This window comes from Halobacterium rubrum (genome assembly GCF_021729015.1).
Lineage (GTDB): Archaea > Halobacteriota > Halobacteria > Halobacteriales > Halobacteriaceae > Halobacterium > Halobacterium rubrum.
The window spans coordinates 378,475-392,587 of record NZ_JAJQQZ010000003.1; the positions used below are offsets into that span (position 1 = coordinate 378,475).

Here is a 14,113-nt window from a genome sequence, read left to right on the forward strand (position 1 = left end):
CTTCGCCGCCCTCGCGCAGTGAACCGGCGACCTACCGGGTCCTTCGGACCGCTCGGTCGCCGGATGCTACTCGGATAGAACGTGGAGACGGGCGCTATTCGTCTTCGGCCTCGTCGTCTGCGTCGTCGGTCTCCGTGGGGCTGTAGACGTCGACGCCAGCGACCTCGTCGCCCGACTCGACTTGCATGATTTTGACGCCCTTCGTGTTCCGGCCGACCGTCGAAATCTCGTCGACGGGCATCCGGATGATCTGACCGGCTTCGCTCATCACGACGAGGTTGTCGTCCGCGGCGACGGTGTCGATGGAGACGACGTCGCCGTTGCGGTCCTCGGTCTTGATGTCGACGAGCCCGAAGCCGTACCGGGACTGCGGCCGGTATTCGGTGAGGTGAGTGCGCTTCCCGTAGCCGTTCTCGGTGACCGTCAGCAGCGCGCGGTCGTCGTCCTCGCTGGCGGCGACCAGCCCGGCGACGGCGTCGCCGTCACGGAGCTTGACCCCGTTGACGCCCTTCGTCGCGCGGCCCGTCGACCGGACCTCGGCCTCGTCGAACCGGATGGTCATCCCGTGCTCGGTGCCGATGACGAGGTCCATCGAGCCGTCGGTCACCTCGACGTCGACGAGCTCGTCGTCGTCCCCCAGGCTGATGCCGATGATGCCCGTCGAGAGCACGCTCTCGTACTCCGTGGCCGGCGTCCGCTTCGCGGTGCCGTTCCGGGTCACCATCGTGAGGTACTCCTCGTCCTCGAAGTCGTCCGTGTTCACGATGGCCGTGACCTCCTCGCCGTCGTCGAGGTCGAGGAGGTTCACCGCCGACGTCCCCCGGGCAGTCCGGGACATCTCCGGAATCTGGTAGGTCTTGAGCTGGTAGACCTGGCCCTGGTTCGTGAAGCACAGGAGGTAGTCGTGGGTGCTCGCCGTGAACACCGTCGACACCCTGTCCCCGTCCTTCAGGTCGGTGCCGATGATGCCCTTGCCGCCCCGGTGCTGGGGGTCGAAGGTCTCCGCCGGCACGCGCTTGATGTAGTCGTCCTCGGTGAGCACGACCACGACGTCCTCCTCGGGGATGAGGTCCTCGTCGTCGACGGTCCCCGTGTCCTCGATGAACGACGTCCGGCGCTCGTCGGCGTACTCCGATTTGATCTCCTGGAGCTCGTCTTTGATGACGTCCAGCAGCTCCTGCTCGCTGCCCAGAATCTCCTCGAGGCGCTCGATGCGCGCCGTTACGTCGTCGTACTCGGACTCGATCTCGGCGGCCTCCATCGACGTCAGGCTGCCCAGCTGCATCCGGACGATGTGGTCGGCCTGCTCCTGGGAGAAGTCGAACGCCGACTTGAGGACTTCCTTGGCGTCGTCGCGGTCCTCGGCGTCCTGAATCAGGTCGACGACCTCGTCGGCGTTCTCCAGCGCCTTCAGGCGACCCTCGAGGATGTGCGCGCGGTCCTCGGCCTCCGCGAGGTCGTGCTCGCTGCGGCGGCGCACGACTGCCTTGCGGTGGCTGACGTACTCCGCGAGCATCTCCTTCAGCGTCAGGACCTTCGGCTCGCCGTCGACGAGCGCGAGGTTGATGACGCTGAACGTCTTCTCGAGGTGGCTCTCCAGCAGCCGGTTCTCGACGACGTCGGTGTTGGCCTTCTGCTTGAGGTCGATGACGACGCGGACGCCGTTCCGGTCGGACTCGTCGCGGAGGTCCGTGATGCCCTCCAGCTTGCCGTCCTTGACGTCCTCGGCGATGCGCTCGACGAGCTTCGACTTGTTCTGCTGGTAGGGCAGCTCCGTGATGACGATGCTGTCCTTGCGGCCGTCGCTCTCGACGTGGTACTCGGCGCGCATCCGGACGCGCCCCCGGCCCGTCTGGTAGGCCTGCTTGACGTCCGAGCGCCCGACGATGTTCGCTGCCGTCGGGAAGTCCGGCCCCTTCACGTGGTCCATCAGGTCAAGGACCGTGCAGTCGGGGTTGTCGATGAGGTGGACGGTCGCGTCGATGACCTCGCCGAGGTTGTGCGGCGGGACGTTCGTCGACATCCCGACTGCGATGCCCGACGAGCCGTTCACCAGCAGGTTCGGGAACGCCGACGGCAGCACCGTCGGCTCGGTCAGGCGGTCGTCGTAGTTCGCCTGGAAGTCGACCGTGTCTTTCTCGATGTCGGTCAGCAGCTCCTCGGCGATGGGCGCCATCCGGGCCTCCGTGTACCGCATCGCCGCCGCCGGGTCGCCGTCGACGCTGCCGAAGTTCCCCTGGCCGTCGACCAGCGGGTACCGCATCGAGAAGTCCTGGGCCATCCGGACGAGCGCGTCGTAGATGGGGGAGTCGCCGTGCGGGTGATAGTCCCCCATCGTGTCCCCGACGATGTTCGAGGACTTCCGGTGGCTCGACCCGCTGGTCACGCCGGACTCGTGCATCGCGTAGAGGATGCGCCGGTGGACGGGTTTGAGGCCGTCGCGGACGTCCGGGAGCGCGCGACCCGCGATGACGCTCATCGCGTAGTCGATGTACGACTGCTCCATCTCCTCGTCCACGCGCACGTTCTTCACTCGGTCCGCCACGTCGTCGGGTACGTCAGGTGATTCCGAACTCATGTCAGATGTCCACCCACTCGGCGTCGCCGGCGTGGTCCTGGATGAACTGCTTTCGCGGCCCGACGGCGTCCCCCATCAGCACGGAGAACATCTTGTCGGCCGCCGCCGCGTCCTCGACGGTGATGCGCTTGAGGATGCGGCTCCCGGGGTCCATCGTCGTGTCCCAGAGCTGCTGGGGGTTCATCTCGCCGAGGCCCTTGAACCGCTGGACCTGCGTCGGGTTGCCGTTGCACTTCTCCTCGATGATGCGCTCCCGGTCCTCTTCGGTCATCGCGTCGTACGTGTTGCCGCGGTACCGGATGCGGTACAGCGGCGGCTGGGCGGCGTAGACGTTGCCGGCCTCCAGCAGCGGCTTCATGTGCCGGTAGAAGAACGTCAACAGCAGCGTCCGGATGTGGGCGCCGTCGACGTCGGCGTCCGTCATCATGATGATCTTCTCGTAGCGCAGTTCGTCGATGTCGAACTCGTCGCCGATGCCGGTGCCCAGCGCCGTGATGATGTGCCGGAGCTCGTCGTGTTCGAGAATCCGGTCGAGGCGGTGCTTCTCGACGTTCAGAATCTTCCCGCCCAGCGGCAGGATGGCCTGGAACTCGGGGTTGCGGCCCTGCTTGGCGGAGCCGCCCGCGGAGTCGCCCTCGACGACGAACAGCTCGGCGTCCTCGGGGTCCTTGCTCTGGCAGTCAGCGAGCTTCCCCGGCAGGCTCGTGGAACCCAGTGCCGACTTCCGGCGCGTGAGCTCCTCGGCTTTCTTCGCGGCCTTCCGGGCCTTCGCGGCCTCGACGGCCTTGCGGACGACCGCCCGGGCCGTGTCCGGGTTCTCCTCGAAGTACGTGCCGAGGCCGTCGTTGACGGTTCGCTCGACGATACCCCGGACCTCGCTGTTCCCGAGCTTTGTCTTCGTCTGCCCCTCGAACTGGGGGTCGGGGTGCTTGATGGAGATGACGGCGGTCAGGCCCTCGCGGATGTCCTCGCCCTTGAGGTTCTCGCCGTCGAGCTCCGACAGCAGGTCGTTGTCGTTCGCGTAGTCGTTGACGGTGCGCGTCAGCGCCGTCTTGAACCCCGTGAGGTGGGTGCCGCCCTCCCGGGTATTGATGTTGTTCGCGAAGGCGTGCGTCGAGGACTGGACGTCCTCGGAGGCCTGCATCGCGATCTCGACGTGAATCTCCTCCTCTTCGGCCTCGAAGTAGATGACGTCGTCGTGGAGCGCGTTCCGGGTCTCGTTGAGGTACTCGACGAACTCCCGGATGCCCCCCTCGTACTCGAAGGAGGACTCCTGGACCTCGTCGCCGCGCTCGTCGGTGAGCGTGATCTCGACGCCGGAGTTCAGGAACGCGAGCTCGCGGAGCCGGTTCTCCAGCGTGGAGAAGTCGTACTCGGTCGTCTCGAAGATGTCGGTGTCCGGCCGGAACCGGATGAGCGTCCCCGTCTCGTCGCTGTCCCCGATGTGCTCGAGGTCCGTGACGGGCTCGCCGTGCTCGAACTTCTCCCGGTACCGGTCGCCGTTCCGTGAGACCTCGACGGCGAGGCGCTCCGAGAGAGCGTTCACGACGGAGACGCCGACGCCGTGCAGTCCGCCGGAGACCTGGTAGGACTTCGCGTCGAACTTCCCGCCGGCGTGCAGGACGGTGAGGATGACCTCGACGGCCGGCCGGTCGTACTCCTCGTGGGTGTCGACCGGGATGCCCCGGCCGTCGTCCTCGACGCTCACCGAGCCGTCCTCGTGCAGCGTCACGTCGATCGTATCACAGTACCCGGCCAGCGCCTCGTCGATGGAGTTGTCCACGACCTCGTAGACGAGATGATGGAGGCCACGAGTGTCCGTGGACCCGATGTACATCGCCGGCCGCTTCTGGACGGCTTCGAGGCCCTCCAGAACCTGAATCTGGCCAGCGCTGTACTCACTTTGGTCAGACATGAACGTTGCACCACGGTAGACGCCCCGGTGGTAAAAAAGGCTCGCACGCGTGCGTGCGTGCGTGCTGCGCCGGCAGAGTGATTAGCCGGCGCCGCGACCCGCCGCTGTGCGCCTGTTCACGACACCACGGGACCGCGTCCGCGCGCTGACGGCGCTCGTTGTTCTCACTGGCGCCGTCGCCGCCGCGACGCTGCTGCTCGCTCGCGCACTCCCCGACCTCGGCGACCCGCGAGCGGTCCGCGAGTGGGTGCGGTCGTTCGGAACACTCGCGCCGGTGGCGTTCGTCGCCCTGCAGGCGACACAGGTGGTGGTCGCTCCGGTTCCCGGGCAGGTGCTGGGGTTCGCCGGCGGCTACCTGTTCGGCGCGACGACCGGCACCGCGCTCAGTCTCGCGGGCGCAACCATCGGGAGCGTCGTCGTGTTCGTGGCCGCGCGACGCCTCGGTCGGCCGTTCGTCGAGGACGTGCTCGACCCGGAAGTGCTGTCGACGTTCGACGACCTCGTCGCCCGCGGCGGCCCGCTCGTCCTGTTCCTGGTGTTCCTGCTCCCCGGGCTGCCGGACGACGCGATCTGCCTGCTCGCGGGCCTCACCACCATCCCCATCTGGCAGTTGACCGTCGTGAGTCTCGTCGGCCGCCTCCCGGGGTACTTCCTCACGGCGTACGCGGGCGACCGGGCGGCAGCGTCCTCGTTCACCGAGACGGCCGTACTGCTCGCGGCACTCACTCTCGTAGCAGGCGTCGCGTACGTGTGGCGCGACGCGGTGGTCGCGCGACTGGAGTGACTCCCGACGGCGACGCCCTGCCGGCGCCGTCGCTCCCGCTGTCTGGGCTCCGCGCTGGGGCCAGCCGTCGTACGGTCTCGTCGTCGTAACTGAACGCGCCCAGGAACCCGTCCGCTCGGGGCCGAACGAGGCGCTGACGCCAGCCCACCACTCCACTTTCACCCCGGTACCGCTGGGGTTTTACCCGCCGGCCCTGAATCACTGCGTACTGAATGACGTCGTTCCAGTCGACGCTCGCCGACGAAGAGGAGGGCATCGCGGAGGAGCTCGCCGCGAGCCAGCGCGAAATCTCCGTCGCCGAGTTCTTCGAGAAGAACAAGCACATGCTCGGCTTCGACTCCGGAGCCCGAGGGCTCGTCACAGCCGTCAAGGAGGCTGTGGACAACGCCCTCGACGCCACGGAGGAAGCCGGTATCCTCCCGGACATCTACGTCGAAATCTCGGAAGGACGGGACTACTACACGCTCGTCGTCGAGGACAACGGGCCGGGCATCACCAAAGCACAGATTCCGAAAATCTTCGGGAAGCTGCTGTACGGCTCGCGGTTCCACGCCCGTGAACAGAGCCGCGGCCAGCAGGGCATCGGTATCTCCGCCGCCGTCCTCTACTCGCAGCTGACCTCCGGGAAGCCGGTGCGCATCGAGAGCCGCACCCAGGAGTCCGCCACGTCGAACTTCTACGAGCTCATCATCGACACGGACACCAACGAACCCGAGATCAGCACGGAGAAAGAGCTGTCCGCCGCCGAGAGCGACCTCCGGGGCACGCACGGCACGCGCATCGAGATGGACCTCGACGCGAACATGCGTGCCCGCGGCCAGCTCCACGACTACGTCAAGCACACGGCGGTCGTCAACCCCCACGCCCGCATCGAGCTCCAGGAGCCGGGCGGCGAGATCAAGGCCGAGCGCGCCGAGGGCGCCGGTCTGCCCGCCGAGACCGACGAGATCCGCCCGCACCCGCACGGCGTCGAACTCGGGACGCTCATCAAGATGCTGTCGGACACTGACTCGCACTCCGTCTCCGGGTTCCTGCAGGGCGAGTTCACGCGCGTCGGGAAGAAGACCGCCGACAGCATCGTGGACGCGTTCCGCGACCGGTACTTCGGCCGCGAGATGCGGTGGCGGCCGCCGGGCATCGACAGCGACACCGACCTCGAGGCGACGGTCGTCGGCGCCGTCTCGAACAAGGACGCGACACACACGAAGGTGTTCGCGCAGGCGGTCGTCGACGCCGTCGAGGACGCCGAGAGTGTGGCGTACTCGGAGCTCGAAACGCTGGTCGCCGACGCCGCTGTCGACGCGGAAGCCGACACCGGGACGTCGTTCGGCGACACCGTCCAGAAGCACGTCGTCGACGCCGTCTGGACCGCGCTCACCGAGGACCGCGCTGCGGACGTCTTCGTGCCCGTCGACGAGGCGACGACCGTCCAGAAGGACGACGCAACCGTCCGCGGGCTCGCCGAGCGCGTCGCCGCGAAGTTCGAGAGCGGCCCCGGGAAGGACCGCGTTACCCGCGAGGACCTCGAAGAGTACGTGTACCGCGCCGCCGAGAACACCGAGGAGTACGAGGACGCGACCGTCGGCGAGACCGCCCGGGAGAACGTCGCCGACGCGCTCTGGGAGCGCATGGCGACGGTGCCGGACGAACCGCCGCTCACCCGCGAACTCGCCGACGACCGCGACGCCGCGAGCAACCTCCTCGACGCGATGGCGTCGGTCAGCGTGATGGCGCCCCCGACCTCCTGTCTCTCGCCCATCGAGGCCGACCAGCTCGAGGCCGGGCTCCGCAAGGAGTTCGACGCCGAGTTCTACGCCGCCTCCACGCGGGACGCCGACGTCCACGGCGGCGACCCGTTCATCGTCGAAGCCGGTATCGCGTACGGCGGCGAGCTCGAGGCCGAGGGCGGCGTCGACCTGATGCGGTTCGCGAACCGCGTGCCGCTGGTCTACCAGCGCGGCGCCTGTGCGACGACCGACGTCCTGCGGAACATCGGCTGGCGGAACTACAACCTCGACCAGCCCGGCGGCTCCGGGCTGCCGCAGGGACCGGCGGTCATCATGGTGCACGTCGCGTCGACGAACGTCCCGTTCACGAGCGAGTCCAAGGACGCCGTCGCGCACGTCGAAGAGATCGAGGACGAGATCGAACTCGCCGTCCGCGAGGCGGCCCGCGACCTCAAGTCGTTCCTGAACAAGCGCCAGTCGATGCGCAAGCGCCAGCAGAAGCAGGACGTCATCATGGACATCCTGCCGACGATGGCCGAGAAGGTCTCGGAGATGACCGAGCGCGGCGACGTCGACGTCGACGACTCGCTGGCGCGCATCATGAACAACGTCCTCGTCGAGCGCGAACTCGGCGACGGCGGCGACGGGGAAGTGACGCTGCGCGTCGAGAACCACGGTAGCTCCAGCGCCGACGTGGACGTCACCGACATCGTCTCCGCCGAACCGAACGCCGTCAGCGACGGCGCGAACGTCGTGGAGATGGACGACGAGTACTTCGTGAAGTGGTCGGCCTCGGTGGCCGGCGGCGAGACCGAGGAACTCACCTACGAGGTGGACGCCGACGCCGACTTCGACCTGACCGTGCAGGGCGTCGAGGACGCCCGACTCACCGTGAACGAGGCAGACACATGAGCGAGACAGACACCCCCAAGGGAGAGGACGCCCGCGACCAGCTGGTCGCGCTGGCCGAACAGTTCTACGACCAGTTCCAGGACGGCGACATCCCCCGGATGTCGCTGCCGACGCGCTCGAAGTCCAACATCGAGTACGACGAGGACGCCGACGTCTGGGTGTACGGCGACAGCCAGTCCACGCGGTCCGCGAACTCGGTGCGGGGCGCCCGGAAGCTGCTGAAGTCCGTGTTCACCGTCGACTTCCTCGTCCAGCAACTCGAGGAGGGGCGGTCGTCCACGCTGCGTGAACTGTACTACCTCTCGGAGTCCTGGGACGAGGAGGAAGCCCAGTTCAACGACCAGAGCGAGAGCGACAAGCTCGTCGAGGACCTCGAGATCATCTCCGGCGTGAAACGCGAGGACTTCCACATGCGCCCCGAGGAGTCCGGCGCGAAGGTCATGGGGCCGCTGCTCCTGCGCGAGCAGACCAACCGCGGCGACCGCGAGATCCACTGCCAGGACGACGTCGGGCAGGGCGGCTACCAGATTCCGAACAACCCAGACACCATCGAGTTCCTCGAGAACGACGCGGACTTCGTGATGTGCGTGGAGACCGGTGGGATGCGCGACCGCCTCGTCGAGAACGGCTTCGACGACGAGCACAACGCCATCGTCGTGCACCTCGGCGGGCAGCCCGCCCGCGCCACCCGACGGCTCACCAAGCGCCTCCACGACGAACTCGACCTCCCGGTCACGGTCTTCACAGACGGCGACCCGTGGTCGTACCGCATCTACGGCTCTGTCGCCTACGGCTCCATCAAGTCCGCGCACCTCTCGGAGTATCTCGCCACCCCGCAGGCGCAGTTCGTCGGCATCCGCCCGCAGGACATCGTCGACTACGACCTCCCCACTGACCCACTCAGCGACTCCGACGTTAACGCCCTCGAATCCGAGCTCGAGGACCCCCGCTTCCAGAGCGACTTCTGGACCGAACAGATCGAACTCCAGCTCGACATCGACAAGAAGGCCGAACAGCAGGCACTCGCCTCCCGCGGCCTCGACTTCGTCACCGACACCTACCTCCCCGAGCGCCTCGACGAGATGGGCGTTATCTGACGGCGGTCGTCGACGCTGGCCGTCGGTCGGCGTCACTCGGTTCGCGTCTCCCGCTAGAAGTTCCGGTTCCGTCGGTCACTCGTCCAGCGCCACCGGAATCCCCCTGCTGGCGACGTCGCAGGCGAACAGGCGGCTGTCGCCGGCCAGCCGCTCGAAGGTGTTGTAGTGGACAGGGACGACGAGCTCCGGGTCGAGGCGTTCGGCGAGGTCGACGGCCTCGGTTTCACCCATCGTGATGCGGCGGCTGATGGGCGCGAGGAACACCTCGGGGTCGAGGTCGCGGTGGGCGGCGAGGGCGTCCGAGTCTCCGGGGTAGAACACTGCTGTGTCCCCGTGCGTGAGCACGAACCCGCAGCCGAAGCCCGGCGGGTGCGAGGACGTGCCGCCGGGCTCGTCGGGTGCGGTCTCGGCCGGAACGGACTCGACGGCGACGCCGGAGACGGTCGGCTCGTCGCCGCACTCGACCCGGCGGACGTCGTAGTCGAGGGCGTCGACCGATGCGACGCTGCGCCCGGTGTCGTCGGCCGAGACGCCGTCGTAGACGACGATGGTCGCGTCCTCGCTGGCGACGCGCTCGATGCCGTGGGGGTCGTAGTGGTGGGCGTGCGTGACGACCACGACGTCTGCGTCTTGGGCGTGGTAGTCGCTGGCCGGCGGGTGGTGTCTGGCGCCCTCGAAGTCACCGGGCGTCCACTCGCCGGTGAGCACGCCGTACCGGCCGGGGTCGGTGTAGGCGACGGTGCCGTCCGGCCACTCGATTCTCGCAGTCGCGTACCCGAGCCACTCGACGGTCAGCCCGGCCTGAGAGACGGTCATACGTCACACTACGGCTGGCTGGTCTAAAGGGGCGGTCGTGATTCCCAGTGCGTTGGCCAGCGCCGGCGGTCACTCGAGGAGGCGGTGGACGTCGCCCAGCGAGTCGAGAACGTAGTCCGGTCGGACGCCCGCTGCGAGCTCGCCGTCGACGTCGTCGTCGACGGTCGTGTCGCCGTCGACGCCCGTGCGCACGAGCGCCGTCGTCATACCGACGGCGTCACCCATCGCCACGTCGGTGTCCAGTCGGTCGCCGACGAGCAAGCACTCCTCCGGTGGGACGCCGAGCCGGTCGGCGGCGAGCCGGGCGGTCGTCTCCGAGGGTTTCCCGAGGACGGCGTCCGGCTCGCGCTCGGCCACCCCCGCGACTGCTCGCACGATGGCGCCCGAGCCGGGTTCGAGGCCGTCGCTGGTCGGAATCGTGACGTCCGGGTCCGTCCCCACGAACGTCGTCTCGCCGTCGGCGAACGCGTCGATGGCGGCCTGCAGGTCCCGGAAGTGGAATCCGCTGTCGAACCCGGCGACGACCACCTCGGCGGCCGCCGGGTCGTCGGTCAGGTTCACGTCGGTGTCCCGGAGCTGGGCGACGATGGCGTCGTCGGCGATGGGGTAGATCCGGTCGCCGTCGTGACGTTCACGGAGGTACGCGACGGTCGCGTCCGCCGACGTCAGGACTTCTCCGGGGCTGGCGTCGACGCCGTGGTCCCGCAGCCGGCTGGCGTGCTCGCTAGCGGGCCGCAGGGGGTTGTTCGTCAGGAACAGCACCGCTTCGGCGTGCTCGCGCAGCGCGGCGACCCCTTCCTGGGCGCCGGGGAGCAGCGCGTCGCCGCGAACGACTGTGCCGTCGAGGTCCAGAACGACGCCACGGTAGGTCACGGTACTCGCTAGGGACTGCCGGGGTTTGAACACTCGGGGCCAGCAGTTCGGCACTCGGCGCCCCCGGCCGACTGCTGTCGCTACTGCTGGTCGGCGAGTCGCTCGACGCGCTCGATGGTGTCGGCCGTCTCGGGCGTCTTGTCCTCCCGGACGGAGACGAACCGCGGGAACCGCAACGCGTACCCCGAGGAGTACGTCGGGGAGGTCTGGATCTCCTCGTAGCCGACCTCGAGGACGACCGCCGGCTCGATGTCGACCGTCTGGCCGTCCTCGCTGCGGACGTGTGGCTCGAGGCGGTCGGTGAGGGCCGCCAGCTCCTCGTCGGTGAGCCCAGTCGCCACCTTCCCGATGGTCTCGAACTCCCCGCCGTCGTCGTCGTCGTCCCGGGCCGACAGCAGGAAGGTCCCGAGGAACGAGGCGCGCCGCCCCTCGCCCCACTCGGCGCCGGTCACCACGAGGTCCAGCGTCTCCACGTCGGGCTTGCGCTTCAGCCAGTCTTTCCCGCGGTCGCCGGGCGTGTACGCCGCGTCCGGGCTCTTCAGCATGATGCCCTCGTGGCCGTCGTCCAGCGCCGTCGCCTCGAAGTCGGCTATCTCGTCGGCGTCGTCGGTCACCAGCAGCTCGGAGACCGCCGACTCGTCGCCGACGACCGACTGGAGGCGCCGGTGGCGCGCTTCGAACGGGGTCTCCAGCAGGTCCTCGCCACCCGCGTGCAGGCAGTCGAAGGCGTGCAGTTCGACCGCGACCTCCTCGCGCATCGACGCGACGTCGTGCTTGCGCCGGAACCGCTTCAGAATCTCCTGGAACGGCAGCGGGTCGCCCTCGTCGTCGACCGCAACGGCCTCCCCGTCGAGGATGACCGGGGCCTCGACGTGGGCCTCGACGAACTCCACGAGTTCGGGGAGCGCGTCGGTCACGTCCTCCATGTTCCGGGAGTACAGCGCCACCTCGCTGCCGTCGTAGTGGACCTGCACGCGGGCGCCGTCGAACTTCGTCTCCACTGCCGCCTCGTCCCACTCGTCGAGGGCGTCCGTGACCGTGCCCGCCTGCGCGAGCATCGCCTGCACGGGTCGCCCGACTTCCAGCCCCATCGCGTCCAGCGCCTCGACGCCCTCGTCGCGTGCGGTCTCCGCTACGAGGCCGTAGTCGTTCGAGACCTGCAGCGCGCGCTGGACGGACGCCGCGGGCACGTCGAACGCCTCGACGACGGCGTCCCTGACGGTACCCTCACCGACACCGATACGCATCTCGCCCAGCACCAGCCGGGAGAGGTACCGGGCCTCCTCGCTGGAACACCGATTGAACAGCCCGAACAGCAGCGTCACCTTCTCGTCCTGGCTGCCGTCGCCGGCCGCCGCGGCGAGGTCGGCGAGTTCGTCGGCGACCTCGCCCACGGTCAGGTCGTCGCTGCCGCCGCCGGCGTCGCCGAACGCGGCGAGGCCGGCCTGTCCGCCGAGGTCGAGGTCCGCGGCGACGGCGCCGATGTCGCCCGCCTCGGCCAGTCTGTCTTCGACGTCGTCGACGTCGACGTTCCGGCCCGCCGCCCGCGCGAGCGCCTCGTAGCAGAGCCGCGGCCCGATGTCGAGTTTCGTCTCGGAGTGCGCTGGGAACACCCGGCCCTGCACGAACCGCGCGACGACGCCGAGGTCGTCGCCGTCGGCGGCCGCGAACAGGTCGGCGACCAGGTCGACGACGGCGAGGTCCGCGGACTCGGCCTCGACGTCGGCGGCGCGCGCGGCGAACGTCTGGAACTCCATCGGCCCGCCGTAGCCGCCACCCGAAGGTAAATCCCGCGAACCGTCCGGCAGGTCGCTGGGCACGCGGTCCCGCGCCGCCACACATTTCACGGGGCACACCGATATCTCGGCGTATGCCAGCACCGGACCTCGTGGACCGCGTTCGGGACGTCCTCGATGTCGACGCCGACACGTTCCAGCAGCGCGTCAGTGACGACGCCGACGTCGTCCGCGAGGAGATCGCGGCCGGAACGTTCGACAACCCACAGGCCATCGTCGGCCTCGAGTACGAGTTCTACGCGACGACGGACGACGGGTCGCTCGCCCGCGTGCCGCGGCGCGTCCTCGAGTTCGTGGGCTTCGAGAAGGAACTCGGCCTCCACAACGCCGAGATGACGACCAGCCCGATGCCGCTCAACGAGTACGGGCTCGCCGCCCAGGAGGCCGAGGTCCGCGCGAAACTGGACGCCGCTACCGGGCCGATGGCTGCGGAGGGCCTGCACCTCGTCAGCGACGGCATGTGGACCATTCCGCCAGCGGGCGAGTCCGCCGAGAGCTACCTGACGGACAGCGTGAACCACGACGGCGTGGAGGTGGCGACGAACATGAGCGACTCGGCGCGCTACCACGCGATGGCCAACACCGACCAGCCCGCCGGGATGCAACTGGACGCCCCACACGTCTCGCTTGCGGCCGAGACGGTGATGCCGGAGGCGCTCATCACGTCGATCCAGCCCCACTACCAGGTCCCGCAGGCGGTCGACTTGCCGACGTACTTCCGGTACGCGCTGCGGTTCGCCGCGCCGCTGCTCGCGCTCTCGGTGAACGCGCCCGTGTTCCCGCCGGACCTCTACGACGAGGACGCCACGCCCGAGGAGATTCTCGCCGACGGCTGGCAGGAGTCCCGCATCGACGTCTTCGAGACCGTGCTGAACGTCCCCGGCGAGTCGGAGAAAGTGCGGTTCCCGGAGGACCTCGACAGCGTCGCCGACGCCGTCGACCGGGTCGCCGACGACGAGACCATCGTGCCGATGCCCGTCGACGAGGGCGGCCGATTCGACGACGAATTCGCGCACTGGCGGCGCAAACACGGCACCTACTGGCGGTGGGTGCGTCCCGTCTTCGGGGGGTCGTCGAAGGAGTCCGCGAACGCCCGCATCGAGTTCCGGCCCATCGCCGGTCAGCCGACCGTGCGGGACACCATCGCCGTACAGGCGGCGTTCGCCGGGCTCCTCGAGAACCTCCCGCGCACCGAACACCCGCTGTACGAGCTCTCCTGGGAGACGGCCCGGGACGCGTTCTACGACGCCGCCCGGGACGGCCTCGACGCCGACCTCGCGTGGGTGACCGCCGACGGCGACCACACGACCGACAGCCACGAGCTGTACGTCGACCTCTTCGAACAGGCCGAAGCCGGCCTCAAACGGCGGGGGCTCTCCGAGGAGCAGGCCGCGAAGTACCTCTGGCCGCTCCGCCAGCGCGCCCGTCACGCCGTCACGCCGGCGGGCTGGAAAGTCGAGCGCATCCGGGAGGCACTCGACGAGGGGAACTCCTTCGAGAACGCAGTCTACGCGATGCAGTACGAGTACATCCAGAACCAGCGGGAGACGCTGCTGGCCGGGAGTTTCGCGGACTGGGTGGGGCGCGGCGAACAGCTCCCCGAGAACTGAGCCGA

Annotated in this window: 9 protein-coding genes; 4 read left to right on the top strand and 5 right to left on the bottom strand. The window is 68.7% G+C overall.

Going from position 1 to position 14,113, the window contains the following annotated elements:
- Window positions 1-94: 94 nt before the first annotated feature.
- Together gyrA and gyrB are read right to left on the bottom strand one after the other, a co-directional pair.
- Entirely contained in the window at window positions 95-2,578 is a 2,484-nt protein-coding gene (gene gyrA, locus LT971_RS13375; protein WP_237007441.1) for a DNA gyrase subunit A, read from the bottom strand.
- A 1-nt stretch (window position 2,579) separates the two neighbouring features.
- A complete protein-coding gene (gene gyrB, locus LT971_RS13380) occupies window positions 2,580-4,493 on the bottom strand; it encodes a DNA topoisomerase (ATP-hydrolyzing) subunit B (protein WP_237007442.1) in 1,914 nt (637 codons plus the stop codon).
- Window positions 4,494-4,599: 106 nt separating this feature from the next.
- Between gyrB and LT971_RS13385 the strand changes: the two genes are divergently transcribed.
- The 3 genes from LT971_RS13385 to LT971_RS13395 all read left to right on the top strand — a co-directional run bounded on the left by LT971_RS13385 (window position 4,600) and on the right by LT971_RS13395 (window position 9,013).
- Window positions 4,600-5,277 carry a TVP38/TMEM64 family protein gene (locus LT971_RS13385; protein WP_237007443.1) on the top strand — a complete coding sequence of 226 codons (678 nt, stop codon included), beginning with the start codon at window positions 4,600-4,602 and terminating at the stop codon, window positions 5,275-5,277.
- A gap of 212 nt (window positions 5,278-5,489) precedes the next feature.
- Window positions 5,490-7,916 (top strand): DNA topoisomerase VI subunit B, encoded by a 2,427-nt coding sequence (locus LT971_RS13390; protein WP_237007444.1) that lies wholly within the window; start codon window positions 5,490-5,492, stop codon window positions 7,914-7,916.
- Window positions 7,913-9,013, top strand: coding sequence for a DNA topoisomerase IV subunit A (locus LT971_RS13395; protein WP_237007445.1), 1,101 nt, complete (start codon window positions 7,913-7,915; stop codon window positions 9,011-9,013). The genes LT971_RS13390 and LT971_RS13395 overlap by 4 nt, the downstream gene beginning before the upstream one ends.
- A gap of 75 nt (window positions 9,014-9,088) precedes the next feature.
- Here the strand turns inward: LT971_RS13395 and LT971_RS13400 are convergent, their stop codons facing one another.
- The 3 genes from LT971_RS13400 to ligA all read right to left on the bottom strand — a co-directional run bounded on the left by LT971_RS13400 (window position 9,089) and on the right by ligA (window position 12,459).
- Window positions 9,089-9,829, bottom strand: coding sequence for an MBL fold metallo-hydrolase (locus LT971_RS13400; protein WP_237007446.1), 741 nt, complete (start codon window positions 9,827-9,829; stop codon window positions 9,089-9,091).
- 69 nt (window positions 9,830-9,898) lie between these two features.
- Window positions 9,899-10,702: an HAD-IIA family hydrolase gene (locus LT971_RS13405; protein WP_237007447.1), complete on the bottom strand. Its 804-nt coding sequence runs from the start codon at window positions 10,700-10,702 to the stop codon at window positions 9,899-9,901.
- 80 nt (window positions 10,703-10,782) lie between these two features.
- On the bottom strand, window positions 10,783-12,459 hold the full coding sequence (ligA, locus tag LT971_RS13410; RefSeq protein ID WP_237007563.1) for an ATP-dependent DNA ligase LigA: 1,677 nt from the start codon (window positions 12,457-12,459) through the stop codon (window positions 10,783-10,785).
- A 113-nt stretch (window positions 12,460-12,572) separates the two neighbouring features.
- Between ligA and LT971_RS13415 the strand changes: the two genes are divergently transcribed.
- Complete coding sequence (locus LT971_RS13415; protein WP_237007448.1) at window positions 12,573-14,108, top strand: glutamate-cysteine ligase family protein; 1,536 nt, start codon at window positions 12,573-12,575, stop codon at window positions 14,106-14,108.
- Window positions 14,109-14,113 lie beyond the last annotated feature (5 nt).

What these genes read in the sequence shown, in the direction of transcription:
- gyrA (WP_237007441.1), bottom strand. Translation starts at nt 2,578, where the DNA reads ATGAGTTCGGAATCACCTGACGTACCCGACGACGTGGCGGACCGAGTG.
- gyrB (WP_237007442.1), bottom strand. Translation starts at nt 4,493, where the DNA reads ATGTCTGACCAAAGTGAGTACAGCGCTGGCCAGATTCAGGTTCTGGAG.
- LT971_RS13390 (WP_237007444.1), top strand. Translation starts at nt 5,490, where the DNA reads ATGACGTCGTTCCAGTCGACGCTCGCCGACGAAGAGGAGGGCATCGCG.
- LT971_RS13395 (WP_237007445.1), top strand. Translation starts at nt 7,913, where the DNA reads ATGAGCGAGACAGACACCCCCAAGGGAGAGGACGCCCGCGACCAGCTG.
- LT971_RS13400 (WP_237007446.1), bottom strand. Translation starts at nt 9,829, where the DNA reads ATGACCGTCTCTCAGGCCGGGCTGACCGTCGAGTGGCTCGGGTACGCG.
- ligA (WP_237007563.1), bottom strand. Translation starts at nt 12,459, where the DNA reads ATGGAGTTCCAGACGTTCGCCGCGCGCGCCGCCGACGTCGAGGCCGAG.
- LT971_RS13415 (WP_237007448.1), top strand. Translation starts at nt 12,573, where the DNA reads ATGCCAGCACCGGACCTCGTGGACCGCGTTCGGGACGTCCTCGATGTC.